Source organism: Marinobacter sp. S6332 (genome assembly GCF_023016045.1).
Classification (GTDB): Bacteria; Pseudomonadota; Gammaproteobacteria; order Pseudomonadales; family Oleiphilaceae; genus Marinobacter.
In genome coordinates, this window is the sequence record NZ_JALKAP010000014.1 from 56,385 (window position 1) to 75,945 (window position 19,561).

The 19,561-nt window shown below is 53.9% G+C and carries 19 protein-coding genes; 14 read left to right on the plus strand and 5 right to left on the minus strand.

Going from position 1 to position 19,561, the window contains the following annotated elements; genetic code table 11:
* Positions 1–78 precede the first annotated feature (78 nt).
* Positions 79–1,158: an AI-2E family transporter gene (locus MWU62_RS16965; RefSeq protein WP_247115983.1), complete on the plus strand. Its 1,080-nt coding sequence runs from the start codon at positions 79–81 to the stop codon at positions 1,156–1,158.
* Between the two features lie 124 nt (positions 1,159–1,282).
* Positions 1,283–1,678, plus strand: a complete 396-nt coding sequence (locus tag MWU62_RS16970; protein ID WP_247115984.1) for a peptidoglycan-binding domain-containing protein — start codon at positions 1,283–1,285, stop codon at positions 1,676–1,678.
* Between the two features lie 72 nt (positions 1,679–1,750).
* Here the strand turns inward: MWU62_RS16970 and ilvD are convergent, their stop codons facing one another.
* Positions 1,751–3,586 carry a dihydroxy-acid dehydratase gene (ilvD, locus tag MWU62_RS16975; protein ID WP_247115985.1) on the minus strand — a complete coding sequence of 612 codons (1,836 nt, stop codon included), beginning with the start codon at positions 3,584–3,586 and terminating at the stop codon, positions 1,751–1,753.
* A gap of 189 nt (positions 3,587–3,775) precedes the next feature.
* Between ilvD and MWU62_RS16980 the strand changes: the two genes are divergently transcribed.
* Both MWU62_RS16980 and MWU62_RS16985 read left to right on the plus strand, forming a co-directional pair.
* Positions 3,776–5,032 carry an HDOD domain-containing protein gene (locus MWU62_RS16980; RefSeq protein ID WP_247115986.1) on the plus strand — a complete coding sequence of 419 codons (1,257 nt, stop codon included), beginning with the start codon at positions 3,776–3,778 and terminating at the stop codon, positions 5,030–5,032.
* Positions 5,029–5,607, plus strand: coding sequence for an LON peptidase substrate-binding domain-containing protein (locus tag MWU62_RS16985; RefSeq protein WP_281494956.1), 579 nt, complete (start codon positions 5,029–5,031; stop codon positions 5,605–5,607). Before MWU62_RS16980 ends, MWU62_RS16985 begins: the two co-directional genes overlap by 4 nt.
* A 5-nt stretch (positions 5,608–5,612) precedes the next feature.
* Here MWU62_RS16985 and MWU62_RS16990 read toward each other — a convergent pair whose 3' ends face one another.
* Genes MWU62_RS16990 through MWU62_RS17000 form a run of 3 tightly spaced genes read right to left on the minus strand, consistent with a single transcriptional unit; the run spans position 5,613 to position 9,069 of the window.
* Positions 5,613–7,064 carry a bifunctional DedA family/phosphatase PAP2 family protein gene (locus MWU62_RS16990; protein WP_247115988.1) on the minus strand — a complete coding sequence of 484 codons (1,452 nt, stop codon included), beginning with the start codon at positions 7,062–7,064 and terminating at the stop codon, positions 5,613–5,615.
* The gene (locus MWU62_RS16995) at positions 7,061–8,059 is read right to left on the minus strand and encodes a GGDEF domain-containing protein (protein ID WP_247115989.1); all 999 of its coding nucleotides are present in this window, start codon (positions 8,057–8,059) and stop codon (positions 7,061–7,063) included. The genes MWU62_RS16990 and MWU62_RS16995 overlap by 4 nt, the downstream gene beginning before the upstream one ends.
* A complete protein-coding gene (locus tag MWU62_RS17000; RefSeq protein ID WP_247115990.1) occupies positions 8,056–9,069 on the minus strand; it encodes a GGDEF domain-containing protein in 1,014 nt (337 codons plus the stop codon). The genes MWU62_RS16995 and MWU62_RS17000 overlap by 4 nt, the downstream gene beginning before the upstream one ends.
* Before the next feature lie 134 nt (positions 9,070–9,203).
* On the opposite strand from MWU62_RS17000, the gene MWU62_RS17005 reads away from it, so the two are divergent.
* The 10 genes from MWU62_RS17005 (at position 9,204) to lipB (ending at position 18,239) form a co-directional block, all read left to right on the plus strand.
* Positions 9,204–10,460 (plus strand): glutamate-5-semialdehyde dehydrogenase, encoded by a 1,257-nt coding sequence (locus MWU62_RS17005; RefSeq protein ID WP_247115991.1) that lies wholly within the window; start codon positions 9,204–9,206, stop codon positions 10,458–10,460.
* 5 nt (positions 10,461–10,465) lie between these two features.
* Complete coding sequence (gene nadD / locus MWU62_RS17010) at positions 10,466–11,116, plus strand: nicotinate-nucleotide adenylyltransferase (protein ID WP_247115992.1); 651 nt, start codon at positions 10,466–10,468, stop codon at positions 11,114–11,116.
* Positions 11,117–11,186: 70 nt separating this feature from the next.
* Positions 11,187–11,537: a ribosome silencing factor gene (gene rsfS, locus MWU62_RS17015; RefSeq protein ID WP_200367603.1), complete on the plus strand. Its 351-nt coding sequence runs from the start codon at positions 11,187–11,189 to the stop codon at positions 11,535–11,537.
* Between the two features lie 2 nt (positions 11,538–11,539).
* Positions 11,540–12,010, plus strand: a complete 471-nt coding sequence (gene rlmH / locus MWU62_RS17020) for a 23S rRNA (pseudouridine(1915)-N(3))-methyltransferase RlmH (protein WP_247115993.1) — start codon at positions 11,540–11,542, stop codon at positions 12,008–12,010.
* Positions 12,011–12,019: 9 nt separating this feature from the next.
* Complete coding sequence (gene mrdA, locus MWU62_RS17025; protein ID WP_247115994.1) at positions 12,020–13,918, plus strand: penicillin-binding protein 2; 1,899 nt, start codon at positions 12,020–12,022, stop codon at positions 13,916–13,918.
* On the plus strand, positions 13,918–15,060 hold the full coding sequence (rodA, locus tag MWU62_RS17030; RefSeq protein ID WP_247115995.1) for a rod shape-determining protein RodA: 1,143 nt from the start codon (positions 13,918–13,920) through the stop codon (positions 15,058–15,060). Before mrdA ends, rodA begins: the two co-directional genes overlap by 1 nt.
* Positions 15,061–15,168: 108 nt before the next feature.
* A complete protein-coding gene (locus MWU62_RS17035) occupies positions 15,169–16,062 on the plus strand; it encodes a septal ring lytic transglycosylase RlpA family protein (protein WP_247116046.1) in 894 nt (297 codons plus the stop codon).
* 48 nt (positions 16,063–16,110) lie between these two features.
* The gene (locus tag MWU62_RS17040; protein ID WP_247115996.1) at positions 16,111–17,292 is read left to right on the plus strand and encodes a D-alanyl-D-alanine carboxypeptidase family protein; all 1,182 of its coding nucleotides are present in this window, start codon (positions 16,111–16,113) and stop codon (positions 17,290–17,292) included.
* 27 nt (positions 17,293–17,319) lie between these two features.
* Positions 17,320–17,589: a DUF493 domain-containing protein gene (locus MWU62_RS17045; protein ID WP_247115997.1), complete on the plus strand. Its 270-nt coding sequence runs from the start codon at positions 17,320–17,322 to the stop codon at positions 17,587–17,589.
* Between the two features lie 5 nt (positions 17,590–17,594).
* On the plus strand, positions 17,595–18,239 hold the full coding sequence (gene lipB, locus MWU62_RS17050) for a lipoyl(octanoyl) transferase LipB (protein WP_247115998.1): 645 nt from the start codon (positions 17,595–17,597) through the stop codon (positions 18,237–18,239).
* On the opposite strand, the gene MWU62_RS17055 is transcribed toward lipB, so the two are convergent.
* Positions 18,236–19,330, minus strand: coding sequence for a GGDEF domain-containing protein (locus MWU62_RS17055; RefSeq protein WP_247115999.1), 1,095 nt, complete (start codon positions 19,328–19,330; stop codon positions 18,236–18,238). The two genes, lipB and MWU62_RS17055, sit on opposite strands and share 4 nt — an antisense overlap.
* Positions 19,331–19,561 lie beyond the last annotated feature (231 nt).

The following is a 19,561-nucleotide window of genomic DNA, read 5'->3' on the forward strand; positions in this document are numbered from 1 at the left end:
ACCTGAAGCATGCACGAGTGGCCATGAGGTCGTGGTAGGCTATTGCGCCACTGAATTTGACAGGGACAAAGCAAAATTATGTACGCAAAACTTGAGACGCGGACCTTTCTTGCCATGCTGGTAGGGGTATCTCTGGCTTTCGTGCTTCTTATGAAGCCTTTTATCGGCCCTATTTTCTGGGCCGTCGCTATTGCCGTGATTTTTCATCCGCTGCAGGTTTTTCTGGTGCGCAAGTTTGGTGATCGGCCCAACGTGAATGCGTTGATCACGCTCACAATATGCATGTTGATTGTAGTAATTCCTGTGCTGGTTCTGGTTACGTCTCTGGTGGCAGAAGGGTTGGGTATTTATCAGAAAATTCAGGAAGGAGAGATAAAACCCGGAGAATATATCGATCAGGTGAACCAATCTTTCCCGGCAATACAGGCATTCCTTGCGCAATTTGATATTAACTTTAGCGAAATTCGTGATCGGGTTGTCAGTCTGTTTGTAGGTGGTAGTCAGTTTCTAGCCAAGCAGGCGTTGGGCATAGGCCAAAATACCTTCCAGTTTTTCCTCGGGTTGGCGCTTATGGTTTATCTGGCATTCTTTCTTTTGCGTGATGGCAGCAAACTGATTGACCTGATGATCCGGGCGCTACCTCTGGGGGATGAGCGTGAGCGGCTGTTGTTTGCAAAGTTCGCCGAAGTAACCCGTGCGACGGTAAAGGGTAACTTGTTGATCGCTATTATTCAGGGTGCTCTGGGTGGCATCATTTTCTGGATACTCGGCATTACGGGGGCCCTGCTTTGGGGTGTGGTTATGGCCATTTTTTCCTTGCTTCCCGCTGTAGGTGCTGCGCTGGTGTGGGTGCCCGCCGCAATTTATCTTGCCGCTGTGGGCGACATTGTTCAGGCAGTGGTATTAACGATATTTGGCGTAATTGTGATAGGGCTGGCGGATAATATTTTGCGGCCGATTATGGTAGGTAGAGATACGAAACTACCGGATTACATTGTGCTGCTATCAACGTTGGGTGGCTTGGCCATGTTCGGTATTAACGGCTTTGTGATGGGCCCCCTTGTTGCGGCTTTGTTCATGGCGTTCTGGGGAATTTTTATACGAGAGTTCAGTGAAGAGTCTCAAAGGGCCGGATTGTCGGAGGGTGATGTCGATTAAGGCGACATGAGACAAAAGTATGTTAGGCTTTTCTGAAAGACGCCTCAGCCTGTGGAGATTGGCACCACATAACAAGAAAGAAGCGGATATCGAAAAGGTATCAGGAGTAAAACAGGTGAGTATTATGAAAAACACTATTGCCCGTTTGAGGCACATAGCGCTCGCATTTGGCGCTGCCGCACTGCTAGGTTTCGCACCCGCCGCTTTCGCGGATGAAATTGTGGCGCTTAAGAATGCCCTGTACGGTGCAGGTTACGACATTAGCAACGTGAACCCCGGCATGGACCCTGCCACTCGGTCGGAATTGACCCGTTTCCAGAAGGATAATGGTCTGCAGGCAAACGGTATTCTCGATGAGGCCACCAAAAACGCACTCGGTTTGATTCGTGTCGATATGGCTGCCGCCACAACCAGTGCTAGCCCTGCAAAAACGCAAGCTGGCGCGCCTGAAAAGCCGGAGCCAGTTGAAGAAGAGGCGATTGAAGAGGAAGAGGACGATGGTGGTTGGTCTTTCTTCTAAAGCCAGCACCTTGTAACAGAAAACCCCGCACAGACTTCATCTGTGCGGGGTTTTTCGTTAAGAGCCCAAAAACTAGCCGAGCTTTTCCAAGTCCCTTACCGCGCCTTTATCGGCACTGGTGGCTAGCAATGCGTAAGCCTTTAGAGCAGCTGATACGGCGCGCGCTCTTGGTTGCTCAGGCTTCCAGCCTTTGGCGTCCCGAGCTTCGCGACGGCGGTCCAGTTCTTTTTGGTCCAATTGCACATTAATCGAGCGCTGGGGGATGTCGATCAAAATAGTATCGCCATTTTCGATCAGTCCGATTGCCCCGCCAGCAGCAGCCTCGGGTGACGCGTGACCGATGGAAAGCCCGGAAGTGCCGCCGGAGAAGCGTCCGTCGGTCAACAGTGCGCAGTCTTTACCTAGCCCTTTGGATTTCAGATAGCTTGTGGGGTAGAGCATTTCCTGCATGCCGGGGCCGCCCTTGGGGCCTTCGTAACGGATGATGACAACATCGCCAGGCTTGACTTGATCGTCCAGGATGCCCGCAACCGCAGCATCCTGACTTTCAAATACCTTAGCTTTGCCCTCAAAAACAAAGATGCTCTCATCCACGCCAGCAGTCTTTACCACGCAACCGTCAACGGCGATATTGCCATAGAGAACAGCAAGCCCGCCCTCGGAACTGTATGCGTGTTCGACTGAACGGATGCAACCAGCTTCGCGGTCACCGTCTAGACTGGGCCAGCGCGTACTTTGGCTGAACGCTGTCTGGGTAGGAATGCCGGCTGGCCCGGCTTTATAAAACTCCACAACCTCGGGGGGCGGGGAGCGCATAATATCCCAAGTTTGAAGGGCTTCTTTCATGGTTTTACTGTGCACAGTTGGCAGGTCTGTATTGATCAGTCCGCCACGTTCAAGCTCACCAAGAATGCCCATAATACCACCGGCGCGGTGTACGTCTTCCATGTGGTATTTCGGCGAATTCGGCGCGACTTTGCAAAGTTGCGGAACCTTGCGGGAAAGCTGATCGATCTCGTTCAGGGTGAACGGAACTCCGCCTTCTTGTGCAGCCGCCAGAAGGTGCAAAATGGTGTTGGTGGAGCCGCCCATGGCGATATCCATAACCATGGCGTTCTCGAAGGCAGCCATGGAAGCGATGCTCCGCGGCAACACACTGGCGTCGTTTTGTTCGTAATACCGCTTCGCATTCTCCACAATTTGGCGGCCAGCTTTTAGGAACAGTTGCTCGCGGTCGGCGTGGGTAGCCAGCATAGAGCCATTGCCGGGCAGGGCAAGGCCAATGGCCTCCGCCAAACAGTTCATTGAGTTGGCGGTGAACATGCCGGAACAAGATCCGCAGGTAGGGCAGGCGCTGCGCTCATATTCCGCAACCATTTCATCGTCTGCAGTTGGGTCTGCGGCAATGACCATGGCATCTACCAAGTCCAGCTTGTGCTCGGATAATTTGGTTTTGCCAGCCTCCATAGGGCCGCCGGATACGAAAATGGCGGGGATGTTCAGGCGCATGGCTGCCATCAGCATGCCCGGTGTGATTTTGTCGCAGTTCGAGATGCACACCAGAGCGTCGGCACAGTGGGCGTTGGCCATGTACTCTACAGAGTCGGCGATGATTTCACGGGAGGGCAGGGAATAAAGCATACCGTCGTGGCCCATGGCGATGCCATCGTCTACCGCAATGGTATTGAACTCTTTGGCCACGCCGCCAGCAGCTTCGATCTCGCGACAAACAAGTTGCCCGAGATCTTTGAGGTGAACGTGCCCGGGCACAAACTGTGTGAAGGAGTTGGCAACCGCGATAATCGGCTTGCCGAAATCATCGTCTTTCATGCCGGTGGCGCGCCAGAGGGCGCGGGCGCCAGCCATGTTACGGCCTGCGGTGGAAGTCCGCGAACGATACTGAGGCATGGTGTTCTGTCTCTCTGTAAAGGTGCTGGGTAAAGGTACTGGTTATGGATACTTGGTGATTGCTAATGAAGAGACAAAGTCTACCAGATTAGACATCAAGCGCATGGCTGTTTTGCTGTGCCGTGGTTACAATAGTTAACAGATGCGATAAATCAATGCTTTGCTTTGATACAACTAAGGAGATTGCCTATGGCTAGCCAGGAAAGCCTGCCGCTACGCCGCCTGAAAGAGTTTCAACCGCTGAACCGGCTGACCGACGAGCAACTGGTGGTGCTGGCCAGCCGTGCAGAGCGCCGGACCCATGGGCCGGGACAGCGCGTGTTAGAGCGCGGCGTGCGTGACGGTCTGGATTATTTTCTGGTAACCGGAAAGGTTGAATTGGAATCGGTGGATGGTCGCAAATCGGTCATTGAAGCGGAAACCGAACAGGCGTTGAACCCCATCGCCAGACTGCAGCCAAGAATGTACGACGTTACTGCGGTAAAACCCTGCGAGTTTCTCGTGGTAGAGCAGGATGTGCTCAACCAGCTCCTGCGCTCCGCTCCGGTTGCTCAGGTAGAGATGGACGCCGGGGAAAGTCAGACGGGAGGTGAAAGCGAGGAACACCACCTCTTGATGGAGTTTTATGCGGAGTTGCGCTCCAACCAGCTGAAGTTACCCAGCGTTCCCGACGTGGCGTGGAAAGTTAGGCGTTTGGTTGATAAAGACGACACCACCGCAGAACAGGTGGCCAGCGCAGTGTCGGCTGACCCCGCTATGGCAGCCAAACTGGTACGAGCCTGCAACAGCCCGTTATACCGGGGCTTCAGCGATGTGCGTAATGTTCGCGAGACGGTTGTGCGACTTGGTATGCGCACGACTCGCCAATTGGTAACCGTATTTTCAATGCGGGAGGTATTCAAAAGCCGGCACCCCTCCTTGCAAAAAGAGATGGAAAACCTCTGGCGGCACTCCAGAGAGGTAGCAGCGCTTTGCTGGGTGTTGGCAGACCATGCAACCCGCCTGAACCCCGAAGAGGCGCTTCTAGCAGGTTTGCTTCACGATATCGGTGTGGTTCCGGTTTTGGTGCAGGCAGAGCACCACGTAAATTTGTTTGCTGACGATACTAACTTACAAAATGCTATCAAAGAGTTGCGAGCTGATGTAGGTGCTGCCGTTCTGGGAAGTTGGTCGTTTCCTAAGCCCTTTGTTGAGGCTGTGCGCCATGCGGAAGATTGGAGTCACGAAAGCCGGGAAGCAGAACCCCAGCTGGTTGATGTCGTTATTGTGGCGCAACTGCACGCCATGATTGGCTCTAACCAGAATGAGGGCTTGCCGTCGTTCGACGAGGTACCGGCCTACCGTAGACTTGGAAATCTTGAGCTGAATGCATCACGCAGCCTTGAGGTTCTTACCGAGGCGCGGGCTCGTGTAGACGAAGTACAAAAGCTGTTGTCGATTCGATGAACGTTCCTGTTTTTCCTCTCAACTCGGTTGTGTTACCACGGGGGAGAGTGCCGCTACAGCTATTCGAGCCGCGTTACCTAGATATGCTGACCCGCTGCATGAAGGAGGATCAGGGGTTTGTGATCACCCTGCTTCAGAATGGTTCGGAAGCAGGCCGCGTGGCATCGTTCCACGAGGTGGGCACCTATGTGCGCATCATAGATTTTCAGCAGCTGGACAACGGGTTGCTGGGAATTACGGTAGAGGGCGATGCCAAGGTCTGTATCACCCAAAGCTGGCAGCAGGATGACGGGTTGAATATGGGCGAGGTGGAGTTTTTGCCCGTCGAACAACGGGCGGACATCCCCGCCGTATTCCACGAGCTGCCTTCTGTGGTGCGCGCTCTATTTCGGCATCCGGTGATCGATGAGCTGGGCATGGCTGTCGATTACGAGGATGCCCGCGATATTGGTTGGCGGCTGACTGAACTATTACCTTTGGACAAGCTGGAGAAGCAGCAGCTTTTGGAAATGCAGGACCCAGTGGCCCGCCTCAGCCGTCTGCAAGAACTGCTTGAGGCCCTCGAAGAAGGTTGAGCCCGCTACGGCGTCTGGGCGTAATGTTGAATGGCCTCTGGCCACATAGCCCAGACGTAGCCACCACAGAAAGTCAGCCAGATTAGAGCGGCGGAAACAGTCAGAATATCCGGCGCTATGGGCATCCGGTCAAAACGGCTGAAGCTGGCTCTTGTTGCTCCGGTGATTGCCAATCCCAGCAATAACCCTCCCACGATATCGCTAAACCAGTGCACGCCCAGATACAGTCGGCTAACAGCAACGGGGATTAGGGGTAACGAGACCAGCATGTAAGTTTGCCAGCGTTTGCTGTTACGGGTTTCAGCTGCCACAAAGCTGGCTACCAGAGTCACGAATACAGTAATGCCTGCGGTGTGGCCGCTGGGGAACGAGCCCGATGATGGCGGGTTGACCACCTGATCGGGACGATCAATGCCAAAAGCGGCTTTTAGGATCGTTACCAGCGCAGCTGTTATAACCGCTGCCAGCAGAATGTGAATGGCGGCCGCATAATGGCCACGAAAAGCCAGAGCGAGACAAGCCAGCAGCGCGGCGGCTGTCAACACGGGCGGGTCGCCAAGAAGTGTTGCGACAATGGCAGGTGCGTCAAGCAAGGGCTGGCGTAAGTCACTGAACCACTGCATCACCAGTTGATCAAAAGGTTCGATAACGTCGGTCATGGTTGCCAGTTGGCCCCAAAGAATAAACAGCGCCAGCGTACCAAGGGCAAGCATTAGCGAGGCAAGTGGAAATTCACTCGCTTGTGCAGGGCGTTCGTTGGAATACAAGCGCCAGAAACGATGGGTGGTTTCATACTGCGCCATGCGCTGTTGCAGCCAAATGTATATGCGGCTGTTATCGCCAAGGCCAAGTTGAAAGCGAAACATAACAAGGTAAATCGCCGCCAGAGTTGCGATGCTGACAGCAGTTACCAGATAGGCGTGGGCCGGAAGCTGAACTTTACTCGATAGTGCGCTGCCCACCAGAAAGCCCGGCAAAATGTAGGCGGGCGCCCAGGCAATGGCTGAGCCGATATTAAAGGCCAGAAAGCGCCGCCAGGGCATCATTAAGGCCCCAGCAATCAACGGTATTACTGGCCGGACCGGCCCCACGAAGCGACCAATGATGATGCTCTTGCCGCCGTGCCTATGGAAAAAACGCTCACCTTTGACGATCAGCTTGGGATATCGGCTCAGGGGCCACACGCTGTTCAGTCTGCCTTGGAAAAGCCTGCCGATCGCAAAGCTCAGGGTGTCCCCAGCTATAGCTCCCATACCGGCCCATATCAATACGGCCATTAGCGGCATTCCAATTTGTGCAGCCAGTACAGCAATGGCGAAAAGGAAGGCAACGCCGGGCACAATAATGCCAGCAATTGCCAGAGACTCTATAAAGGCGGTGCTGAATAGCGCAAGAGACAACCAGCCGGGGTTGGCACTCAGCCATGCAGTTAGCTCTGTAAGCCAAGCGCTGCTCATGTCCGCAGAGTTTCTCCCGGGCTGAACCAGGCCGAATCAGCGCCTCGTCTGCGGGCTTCCAACATAGCTTGATGCGCGCGCTTGCGCAGGGTGTCTGTGCGTGTGTCGCTGGTGCCTCTCGTGGTACAACCAAGGCTTACAGTTGCCTTACCAATCAATGGCCAGTGATTTTCGGATATGGTGCGCCTGATTCGCTCTGAAATCACCCGTACGCCCTCCTCCGGAGTGAAAGGCAGGATAAGGAAGAACTCAGAGTCGTTCAGGGTGTAAAGGGTGTCCCCGGCGCGAATCAGTCCAAATAAGTGCTGGGTCATGTCACGAAATAGCGCCTGCATACCAGACTCCCCATGGAGATCTGCGGCTTCGTCGGCATAATCGATGGTAAGGTTAATGACTGATAGGCTGTGGCCCGTGGCAATGGCCCGGCTGATTTCTTTTTGCAGTGTTTCGTCAAGAAAGCGGGCATTGTGGGCGCCCGTAACCGGATCGGTAATGGCAAGGTCTTCAGCCGACTGCGCCATATGGTCGTACTGCCATATATAGAGTGCCGCAACGGTTAGCACGATGAAAAGTCCGCTTATAGCAGTGAGGGCATCGGTTGGCGACTGCTTTACAAAAAGCAGAATTGCCATAGGAGTGAGCAGAAGCAATGAGAGCATCAGTGCGTGGCGCAGTGGCAGTATGAGCAGGTTAAGTACTAACAGCGGCATGGCCCAATGGGTAATGCCTGTAGCATCCATGGTCAGCATGGCCGCCAGAAGACCACTGTTCAGGCCAGCTAGAATGATCAGGTGGCCGGGCGCTGAAAGCTGGTGCCTGCGGCTAAGGAACGTATAAGCAAGGCCGCCAAGCGTCAGCGTGGCCATGCCTGCCGCAAGGTAGAAAAGTTCATAGAAACCATAGCGGAGGTTTTGTAGCGCCAGTGTAAAAATAAACAAGGTCGCAAGGCCATAGCCAACGCTGTGAGTCCAGGTTCTCAGGCGGGTTTCTGTCATGGCGCAGACCCCTCCACACTTTGTTTGGGCGGCGTAACAGGCGCCCAAGTGCTATAGGCTTGAGTTCGGTTTCCGCCCTGCTGCTGTGCGCGGCGCAATGCGTTAGCGGCGCTTTGCTGCAGGCTGTCGGCGTCGTCACCAATGTTCAGCCCAGCGATACCGGTGCTAACCGTTAGGTTCATGCCGTGGGTTTCGAGCAAGGTGCCAAGCCCCTTGCGGATTGTTTCGGCTCGGGCGACGGCTTCTTGCGTAGCGATTCCCGGCAGTATTACCAGAAACTGCAGATCTGCCGCCCGGTAGTAGGTATCGAAGTCCCGGAGCTGAGAATGTAGAAAACGCCCGATGCGCGGAAGAATGGAGCGTATATCTTCATCCGGGTCGTTGTCACTGGCATGGGCGTCAAGGCCTATCATGATTACGGACATGTCCGTGCCCTCGCGCTCGCTGCGCTGGATTTCCTTGTGTAAGTCGGCAGACAGGTATTCCCGGCTGGCCGCTTGAGTGAGTTCGTCGGTGCGTCTCAGGGGTGCAAGCTGGCGGGTTTTGTAATCGCGTAGGAAGATGAGTACTGCAGAAAGCAGTATGGTAAGCAGCAGTGCGCTGATCATCTGATGCCGGTCGGCTATACCTTCGGCCCAATGGGCTGCCGCCATGGCAAGAACGACAATCACTACAGTTATCAGCGTCGCAAGGCCCCGGGGTATGAGAGCAAACACTACTAATGCCAAACCGTATAGCCAGTGGCTAAGGGCCCAAGGGCCGGTCCAGAAACTGGTTATTAGGAGTAGTATCAATGCTACGAGAAATAATTTTTGAACCACGGGCCAAGGGCGTAGCTCTCGCCCCGGGTGGAAGCTACGCCCGCTGACAATTACACCAGCAGCCGCTGCGGCGGTTGCCGCGGTGAGGGGTTCACCCAGCACGGCGCACAGGGCTGCGATGCCCACAAGAATAGCGAGGCTGGCGCGTGATAACCGGTTCAGCAAAAACTTGTCGGCCGTATGGGCCATGGTATTCGTCCTTTTCCGGAGTTCCCGTTGTACCACAGCAGTATAATATCTGTTTGGGGTGCGTACTTGAAACGGGAAAGGTAAAGTTAGGGCCTTATTCCTGAATTCTGGCAGAAAATACATAAGGTAAAGGGATGGATATTGCAGCTTACATGGCCGAAGTCGGTCAGCAGGCCCGGGCAGCGGCGACACTCATTGCCCGCTCTACAACAGACGTGCGAAACCGAGCGCTACTGGCAACGGCCGAAGCCTTGGACGCCGCACGCCGTGAACTGGCAGAGGCCAATGCCCGTGATCTTGCCAGCGGGCAGGCAAACGGTCTGGATGTTGCCATGCTGGACCGGCTTGAGCTGACGCCCGCACGGGTGGACGCGATGATTGAGGGGTTGCGTCAGGTTGCGTCTTTGCCGGACCCTATCGGCGTAATTACGGATATGACCTACCGTCCCTCCGGCATTCAAGTGGGCAAAATGCGTGTGCCTTTGGGTGTTATTGGCATTATCTATGAGTCTCGTCCGAATGTGACGGTTGAGGCTGCCAGTCTCTGCCTCAAATCCGGCAATGCAACGATTTTGCGGGGTGGTTCTGAGTCCATTCACTCCAATCAGGCCATTGCTTTGTGTCTCGCCCGGGGTCTTGCAGAGGCCGGGCTGCCGGAATCGGCGGTACAAGTGATTAAAACCACCGACCGAGCTGCGGTTGGCGAATTGATTACCATGCCGGACTATGTGGATGTCATTGTGCCCAGAGGTGGAAAGGGTCTGATCGAGCGCATTAGTAGAGATGCTAGTGTGCCGGTTATCAAGCATCTTGACGGCGTATGCCATGTTTACATTGATAGCCATGCCGATCCGGAAAAAGCGTTAAACGTTGCGGTGAATGCAAAAACCCATAGGTACGGTACCTGTAATACCATGGAGACCTTGTTGGTAGACGCAGAAATTGCGGCGGATATCCTGCCGTTGCTTGGTGATGCTTTTGCCAAAAAAGGTGTTGAGCTACGCGGATGCGAGCAGACTCAAGCAATTCTTACGAATATAACAGCTGCCACGGAAGCAGACTGGAGTGAGGAGTACTTGGCGCCGGTTTTGGCTATTCGTGTGGTGGGCGGGTTAGATGGTGCTATCGCCCATATCAATCGATACAGCTCCCAACATACCGACAGCATTATCACCGAGAACTACACCCGTGCCCGGCGCTTTATTACCGAGGTGGATTCGAGCTCGGTAATGGTGAATGCCTCTACCCGTTTTGCTGATGGCTTCGAGTATGGCCTTGGTGCTGAAATTGGTATCTCCACCGACAAAATACACGCTCGCGGGCCGGTGGGGCTTGAGGGGTTAACGTCGCAAAAATACGTGGTGTTTGGCGACGGCCACATCCGGAATTGATGCTGATGCACGTAATTTATGGCGGCACCTTTGACCCAGTGCACCATGGCCATCTGCGTCTTGCGCTGGAAGTCAGCGAGTGCCTTGGCAATGTGCCGGTCAGCCTGATGCCATGCCACATTCCCCCTCATCGTGGTGAGACAGGCGCAACGGCTGAGCAGCGGCTGCGTTTGCTGGAGCTGGCGATTGCCGGTGAGCCTGACCTGCGCATTGATGATCGCGAGCTTCGGCGCGGAGGTGCGTCCTATACTGCGGATACCTTGCGCCAGCTGCGCAGTGAGCTAGGGTGTAATGTGCCGCTGGCGATAGTTTTGGGTACCGATGCCTTCGCGGGCCTTGACCGTTGGAAGGAGTGGCAACAAATTCCGGAGCTGGCCCATATCATTGTGGTGCAGCGTCCCGGCATCATACTCAACCCCGAAGGTGAGCCAGCTAGGTTGTTAGCAAAGAGAGCTGTTGATAGTGCTAGCGCACTTCACGGCTGCGCGGCGGGACGCGTTCTAGAGCTCAACCCACCCTGGCTCGATATCTCTGCCACCGGTATTCGTGATCGAATCAGCGTTGGTCAATCGCCCCGTTATCTAGCCCCCGATTCGGTTCTGGCGGAGATTCAACACATGGGGCTTTATGGGGCATGCCCTGCGGATAGCTTTTAGTGTTACAATCGCGATCGAAAATGACTTTTCGGGTGGCCATTCCGGCCGGCACCCGGACAACAGGGTAATTATGCAGGCAGAGCAACTCAAAGATCTGATAGTGAATGCACTAGAAGATGTGAAAGCACAGGATATCAGCGTTATTGATGTACGGGATCGCACTAGCGTCACCGACTTCATGGTTCTGGCATCTGGAACATCCAACCGCCACGTTAAATCCCTTGCGGATTCGGTTGTCGTAGACGCCAAAGAGAAAGGCGTTCGTGTCAGCAGCGTAGAAGGTGGCGGCGGTAGCGACTGGATTCTGGTGGATATGGGCGACGTTATTGTGCACGTAATGTTACCCGCCACTCGAGAGTTTTATGATCTGGAGCGCTTCTGGCGTGACGCACCGGATGTCGGTGCTGCGGGCAGCGAGTAATCATGCGGTTGCGCCTGATCTGTGTGGGGCAGAAGATGCCCGACTGGGTCAGCAGGGGCTATGACGATTACGCGCGTCGCATGCCTCCGGAAATGCCTATTGAGCTGGTAGAAATTGCCATGCCCCATCGTGGCAAAAATCCCGATATTGCGCGGTTAATGCAGCGCGAAAGTGACGCGATACTGGCGGCAACTGGCGCCAAAGACAGGGTTGTCGCGCTGGAAGTGACTGGCCGCCCTTGGTCTACAGAAAAGCTGGCAAGCCAGTTGGAAAGCTGGCAGCAAGACGGGCGGGATGTAAGCTTCCTTGTGGGTGGCCCCGACGGATTGGCAGAACCCTGTCGCCAGCGTGCAGATCAGCAATGGTCGCTTTCCCCACTTACCTTGCCCCACCCTCTGGTTCGGATACTGCTGGCAGAGCAGCTTTACAGAGCCTGGTCGATTACCCGTAACCACCCGTATCACCGGGCTTAGGAAGCATCCATGCCGTGGGGTGAATTCAAGGATACTGCAGCTGAGCGGAGGCTGTTCCAGCGCCGTGCCACCGTTATGCTGGTGTTCGTGTTCTTACTTCTGGCAGGGCTCGTGGCTCGCATGTACCAGCTACAGGTGGTCGAGCACGATATTTACACCACTCTCTCCGATAGAAACCGAGTACAAGTTCAGTCTGTGCCGCCTCCCCGAGGGCTTGTTTACGATCGCAATCAGGTTTTATTGGCGGAAAATCGTCCCGTCTTTAGCGTAACCCTTGTGCCAGAGCGGGTTGGTGACATAGATGCAACGCTCCAGCAGCTTGTAACTATTCTCGATGTGTCTGATGAGGATTTGGAGCGGTTTCAACGCCGCTTGCGCGAGCCTCGTCGTCCGTTTCAGGAAATACCGCTGCGATACGACCTAACAGAAGACGAAATTGCACGCTTGGCGGTGCTCAGGCATGAGTTGCCAGGAGTGGAAGTAGAGGCAGAACTGGTGAGGTATTACCCCCACAGTGAACTGACTGCCCACGCTCTTGGATTTGTTGGCAGGATTAATCGCGAAGAGCTGCAGCGCATCGATTCTGTTAACTACGCAGGTACTAACTACATCGGAAAGTCTGGAGTAGAGCGGTTTTACGAAGAGTTGCTGCACGGAAAAGTTGGCTACCAACATGTGGAAACCAATGCCCGAGGGCGCACCCTCCGGGTTCTAGATCGGGAAAACCCCGTGCCTGGCGAAGACCTTCAGCTGCATCTGGACCTGCGTTTGCAGAATCGCGCCCACGAACTACTCGATGGCCGTCGAGGTGCCATCGTTGCTATTGAGCCTGCGACGGGTGGCATACTCGCCCTTGCCAGCGTGCCCGGCTTTGACGCTAACAAGTTTGTAACCGGTATCAGTGTTCCGGATTATCGTGAGTTGAGTGACAGCAAAGATAAACCCTTGTTTAACCGCGCTCTTCGAGGCCAATACCCTCCGGGTTCCACGCTCAAGCCTATGTTGGCCATTGCGGCCCTTGATAGCGGTGCTGTAACACGAGATCACACTATTTGGGATCCGGGGTTTTTCCAGATTAATTCTGCGGGCCGTCGTTGGCGGGACTGGAAACGGGGCGGCCATGGCTGGGTTGATCTCACCTACGCAATGGCACAATCCTGTGATGTGTACTTCTATGAAGCAGCTGTGGAAATGGGTGTCGACACCATGGTCAGCTATTTGTCCCACTTCGGTTTTGGTGAGGATGCCACGTTGGATGTATCCGGAGCCTTGAGTGGCCTTTTACCGTCGCCGGACTGGAAGCGTGCAACTCGAAATGAGCCTTGGTATCCGGGGGACACGGTTAATTTAGGTATCGGTCAGGGCTTTATGCTTTCTACGCCTTTACAGCTTGCTACTGCCACCGCGCTTATCGCTAATCGAGGGGAGTGGGTTGAGCCGCGCCTGCTCAAAGACATTCAGGGCGACCGCACGCCAGATGAATTCCTTCCTAGCGAAACCCACGAGCCTTTAAAGCTAAAAGATCCCGACAATTGGGAGTATATAGCGGATGCCATGGCAGAGGTGATGCACGGCGTTAAGGGTACAGCCCGAGGCGCGGGGCGGGGTGCCCCGTACCGAATGGCTGGAAAAACCGGTACCGCCCAAGTGTTCAGTCTGGCAGAAGATGAAGAGTACGACGCCGAAGAAGTTAGGGAGCGGTTGCGCGACCATGCCCTCTTTGTCGGTTTCGCACCTTTGAAAAATCCACAGATAGCCGTTGCCGTTATTGTAGAAAACGGTGGTGGGGGCAGTAGTACCGCAGCCCCTGTGGCTCGCGAACTGTTTGATGCCTGGCTACTTGAGTTTTCGGCTGTTGCAGATGGCCCGTCAATCAGTAAAGCCGACCCTACGAGTGAGGCTCCGTAATGGCTACTCGGGAAGTGTTCAGTTCAACGGCCAGCAACCCTCTTGGTCGCCCTAGAGGGGTATGGTCAGCACTGCATCTAGACCCTATTCTGCTGGTACTGCTTGTTGCCTTGGTTTCCGGCGGTTTGTTTGTGCTATATAGCGGCGCCGATCGTAACCTTGACGTGGTAAAGGCTCAGGGTATTCGTTTCGGAATCGCGTTTGTTGTGATGTTGGTTTTCGCGCAACTTGATCCATCAGTATTTCGGCGCTGGGCGCCTTGGCTTTATATTGTTGGTCTTGCCGGTTTGGTTGCCGTGTTGTTTGTAGGCGTTGGGGCTAAAGGCGCGCAGCGTTGGTTAGCCTTGCCTGGCTTGCCTCGTTTCCAGCCATCGGAGCTGATGAAACTGGTGGTGCCCATGATGGCGGCTTGGTACCTGTCTCGGCATTTTTTGCCACCAAAACTTTCTCGCATCGGCGTAGGGTTGGTCATTGTGCTGCTCCCCATGGTGCTGATCGTGAAGCAACCCGATCTTGGAACCTCGCTCCTTGTGGGCATGGCCGGACTCTTCGTGGTGTTTTTCGCTGGCATGAGCTGGAAACTGATCAGTGCGTTTTCGGTTATGGTGTCCGTAGCGGCGCCGTTGATGTGGTTTTTCGGAATGCGTGAGTATCAGAAACAGAGGGTGCTGACGCTGTTAGACCCCCAGAGTGACCCCTTAGGCGCGGGCTGGAATATTATCCAATCCAAAACCGCCATTGGCTCGGGCGGTGTCGATGGTAAGGGTTGGCTGCAAGGCACCCAGTCGCATCTTGAGTTCCTGCCGGAAAGTCACACAGACTTCATTGTCGCGGTGCTGGCCGAGGAGTTCGGGTTTATAGGGGTTTTGATTCTGCTCAGCGTGTATTTCCTGATTATTCTGCGTTGCCTCTTTATCTCGGTGACCGCCCAAGATTCTTTCAGCCGACTCGTAGCGGGGGCGCTGACTATGACCTTTTTCATCTATGTGTTTGTCAATGTCGGCATGGTAAGTGGTTTGCTGCCGGTGGTAGGGGTACCCCTACCGCTAATTTCCTATGGCGGCACTTCAACCGTGACACTCATGGCGGCGTTTGGCATTTTGATGTCCATACACACCCATCGCAGGATGATCACCGCCTGATGTCAGGCCGGTAATGGTGATAGAGGTCGGTAACCCGTTACAATGGCAGGTAGAGCCGCATTTGTGTTTATTCTGCGGCAAGGCATCTTAAAGGACATTCAAACGGTGATAGTAAATCGCTCAGGCTTATGGCTGGTATTATTGGCGGTACTGGTGCTGGCTGGCTGCGCCTCGGCGCCGGGCCCTGTCGAAACTGACCACTCGGCACGCTATACGATTTCTCAGGATAGGGCGCCCACCGGAAACTTCGATGTGTCCGGGTTGTCAGACGCTGTACCGATGTATCAAGCTCAGGTTAGGGCGGGGAATAAGTCCCCTTATAGGGTTTTGGGTAAGCGCTACTCGGTAATGGATAGCAATGACGGATATGTCGCTCGCGGTGTGGCAAGTTGGTACGGCGAAAAATTCCACGGCCACAAAACATCGAATGGCGAAACCTTCGATATGTATCAGATGTCTGCTGCCCATAAGTCGTTACGAATACCGAGTTATGCAAAGGTCACCAATCTGGACAATGGCCAATCTGTGATTGTTCGGGTTAACGATAGAGGGCCGTTTCACGGAGATCGACTGATCGATTTGTCCTACGCAGCGGCCAAGAAGCTGGGTTATCAGTCACACGGAACGGCCAGAGTAGAAGTGGCAGCCATTACGGTGAAGCCAGACGGCAGCATGTTCCTTGCTGGTCAGCCTTTTACTATTGAAGGCCAGCCAACAAAACGGCCAAAGCAAAATAACGTTGCAGTATATGGTGACCAGCGTGGTGGGCTGTTTGTTCAGCTTGGCTCGTTCGGTAGCCGCTCCCCCGCAGAGAAACTGCAGGATCGCGCTAGAGGCGTGCTTAGTGAACCCGTGCGGGTGCGCTCTGTAGATACTGCGTCGGGGCGATTTCACCGGGTGCAAGTTGGCCCTTTTCAGAATGAAGCGAGTGCGCGAGAAACGCAGAGTCTTCTGGAAGCCCAAGGATTTTCACAATCAATTGTGCTGACCGACTCCCACTAGATGTTAGATCGCACATAAAAACACACTTAACGACGAATGAATGGACCCATGGCATTAAAATCAGTTTTCCGCTCACTCTCTTCTATTTCAGCATTTCTCGCTTTCGTGCTGATGGTCTCAGTGTCAGGCAAGGCAATTTCCCAGACAGTGCTGATTCCTTCTCCACCACAGATCGCTGGTAGCTCTTATGTGCTTATGGACCCGAAAAGTGGCCGCATCATCATGGAGAGCAACAGCAATGAGCGCCTGCCACCCGCCAGTCTGACCAAGATGATGACAGCGTATATTGTTGAGCGGGAGCTCGATGAAGGCCGAATCAGTATGTCTGACATGGTCCCCATTAGTGTGAAAGCTTGGAAAACAGAAGGATCCCGCACGTTTATTAAAGAGGGAACCAGCGTGTCGGTCGAGGATCTTCTGAAAGGAGTGATCATCCAGTCGGGTAACGATGCATCTGTCGCGCTGGCGGAGTTTATTGCGGGCAGCGAGGGCGCTTTTGTAGATATTATGAACCAGCAGGCTCAATTGCTGGGCATGAAGGATACGCATTTTGAAAATGCTACGGGCTTACCTGCCCCCGACCACTTCTCCACCGCCTACGATCTGGCTGTTCTGGCACGTGCGATCATTAATGATTACCCCGAGAATTACCCGATCTACGCAGAGAAGCACTTTACCTACAACAATATTCGTCAACCAAATCGCAACAGCTTGCTGTGGCGTGATGACAGTGTCGATGGACTCAAAACGGGCCATACCGAGGAGGCAGGATACTGTCTGGTGGCTTCAGCAAAGCGTAATGATACCCGGTTTATTGCTACCGTTATGGGAACCAGCAGCTCTCAGGCTCGGTCTCAAGAAATCCAGAAAATGCTCAATTATGGCTTCCGCTACTATGAGAGTGAACGCTTGTTCCGCGCCGGCCAGGAACTGATTGAAGCCAAGGTGTGGGGTGGTCAGTCCGATAAGCTTTCTGTGGGCATGCTTGAAGATGCCTACGTAACGATTCCCCGCGGGTCTCGTGACAGTCTTGAATCCAGTGTGGATCTCGATTCGGTGATCAAAGCACCTGTGCGCGCTGGCGACGAACTCGGGCGGGTAAAGGTTTCGTTTAATGGTGAGGTGCTGATTGATCAGCCGGTACTCGCACTGACCGAAGTGCCCGAGGGCGGTCTGTTCAAGCGCATTTGGGATTCCATCAAGCTGTTTTTTGTTCAGCTGTTCCAATAAGGGCGAGTTGAGCCCGGGAGAAAAACTATGAGTGAGCCGAAAGCACCAAAAATCGAATTTCCCTGCGATTACGGCATCAAGGTTATTGGCGATGCTGCACCAGACTTTAAAGAGTTTGTGGTGACGGTTGTCGAGCGGCACGCTCCTGGAATAAAAGACGAAGATGTCTCCGTTAAAGACAGTAGGGAAGGCCGCTTCTGCTCGGTTCGGCTGAACATTATGGCCACCGGCGAGCCTCAACTGAAGGCTTTGTTTGAAGAGCTCAAGGCCAGTGGCCGTGTACACATGGTGCTTTAAACGCAATGCCTGAATTGATTGTCAGGTCATTGGGGCGACAGCCCTATCTGGAAACCTGGGAGGCTATGAAAAGCTTCACGGCGCAAAGAGACGAGCATACCAGCGACGAACTCTGGTGTCTGGAGCATCCTCAAGTCTACACTCAGGGTCAGGCAGGCAAAGCAGAGCACATATTGGCACCGGGCGATATTCCTGTGATTCAAGTGGACCGTGGAGGTCAGGTAACCTACCACGGCCCAGGCCAGCTGGTGGTTTACCTCATGATTGGCCTCACTCGTCGCAAGATAGGCGTAAGAGGTCTGGTTGATATCATTGAGCAGGGTTTGGTACGCACACTTGCAGAACTTGGCATCACAGCAAGGCCTCGACCGGATGCGCCGGGTGTTTATGTAGGTGACGCAAAAATCGCCTCGCTAGGGTTACGAGTTCGTCGTGGCTGCTCCTTCCATGGTTTGGCTTTGAATGTTGATATGAATATGGAGCCGTTTCGGCGTATCAACCCCTGCGGTTACGCAGGACTGGCTATGTGCCAAATCCGCGATTTTGTTGCGCCTGCAAGTATGGATGATATTGAAAAGCGGCTGGTCGCTCAGCTGGTTTCAGGGTTGGGCGATTCGGCGGTAAGTTACCGTAGTATCAGAGAAAATTAGGCCGTTTTTTCATCTTGATGGGCGCAAACACGGTTGCGCCCTAGAGTCTTGGCACGGTAGAGGGCTTCGTCTGAACGCTGAAGGACTTTATCGATAGACTCAGCGTCTTTGATGCTTGCTACTCCGATACTCGCTGTGCAGTGCACAGTATGTTGTTCAACTATTATTGCCTTTTTAGCAATCGCTTCACGGATTCGATTGGCAATCTGCACAGCTTCATCTTCTTCGGTTTCCGGGAGTAGCACCAGATATTCCTCACCGCCCCAGCGAGCAATAGTGTCTATCTTGCGGCACTGTTCGCGCAATGTATCCGCTACCAAAACAATTAGCTCATCGCCCACGTGGTGTCCGTAAGTGTCATTTACACTCTTGAACAGATCAATATCTGCCAATAGTACAGAGAATGGCCTATCACTACGCAGATAGCGCTCATACTCTGCATCCAGTTGGTCCAAAGCTTCACGTCGGTTTGCAAGCCCGGTAAGCGCGTCATGCTTGGCTGCATATTCGAACTCCTTGGCCATTGCCATAAGGCCGAGCTTGCTGCGTCGCCGGCTCCGGTCAAGGATGTAACAGGTGACCATCTCAAAGGCCAGAACCGCGGTCATGGTTATCCGGAAGCTGGTGCTGTAAGGCAAATCGAGTAGCTGTTTTGCCGGGGGGCTGAAAAAGAGCAGCGCAACCCCTAAAAAGCCTACTAAACAGGTACCAACGCCAACCCTTGCGTCGCTGATGTAAAACACGATAGGCGGGTAGGCAAAAAACCAGATGATTGCCGTGCCGCCCTCCACGGGGTGTAGTGCCAAATAGGTAAACAGTATGGTTGAGAGAGCGATAAACGCCCTGCGTTGAAAGGTTGTATGGCGAAACACTATGTAGATAAATAGATTGCCAATCATTAGCGCGGCAAAAAGTATGAGCGGGGCAGATGTAATAAAATCACCTCGGCCCAGAGAGCGAAAAGCAAAGAACGCCAGCAAGGGTACGGCGGCAATGCTCAGCCAGTTGATCAGAACCGGGACCGGTATTTCGCCGGTCACCCGATACTGAGACAGCTTCTTAGCTGGAACCTTAGGTGCAATGTCTGGCATAAAATGGGCTAGTTCTTTTGATAATAATCAGTGTTGTTGGCTACGCTCTGAATAATAGACCCTATTCAACTCAAGTGTTGTGTCAAAACGTAAAGGCATGGGTTAAAACCTGCCAAATGCTAGCAAATGATCTGGTTTGCGAGTCAGGCTTGTGGTCAGTCCAACAGGTATAAACCGGCGGGCCTCGGCGAACAATGGCCGCCACGCCGCAGTACCTGAGTCGAATTGGAG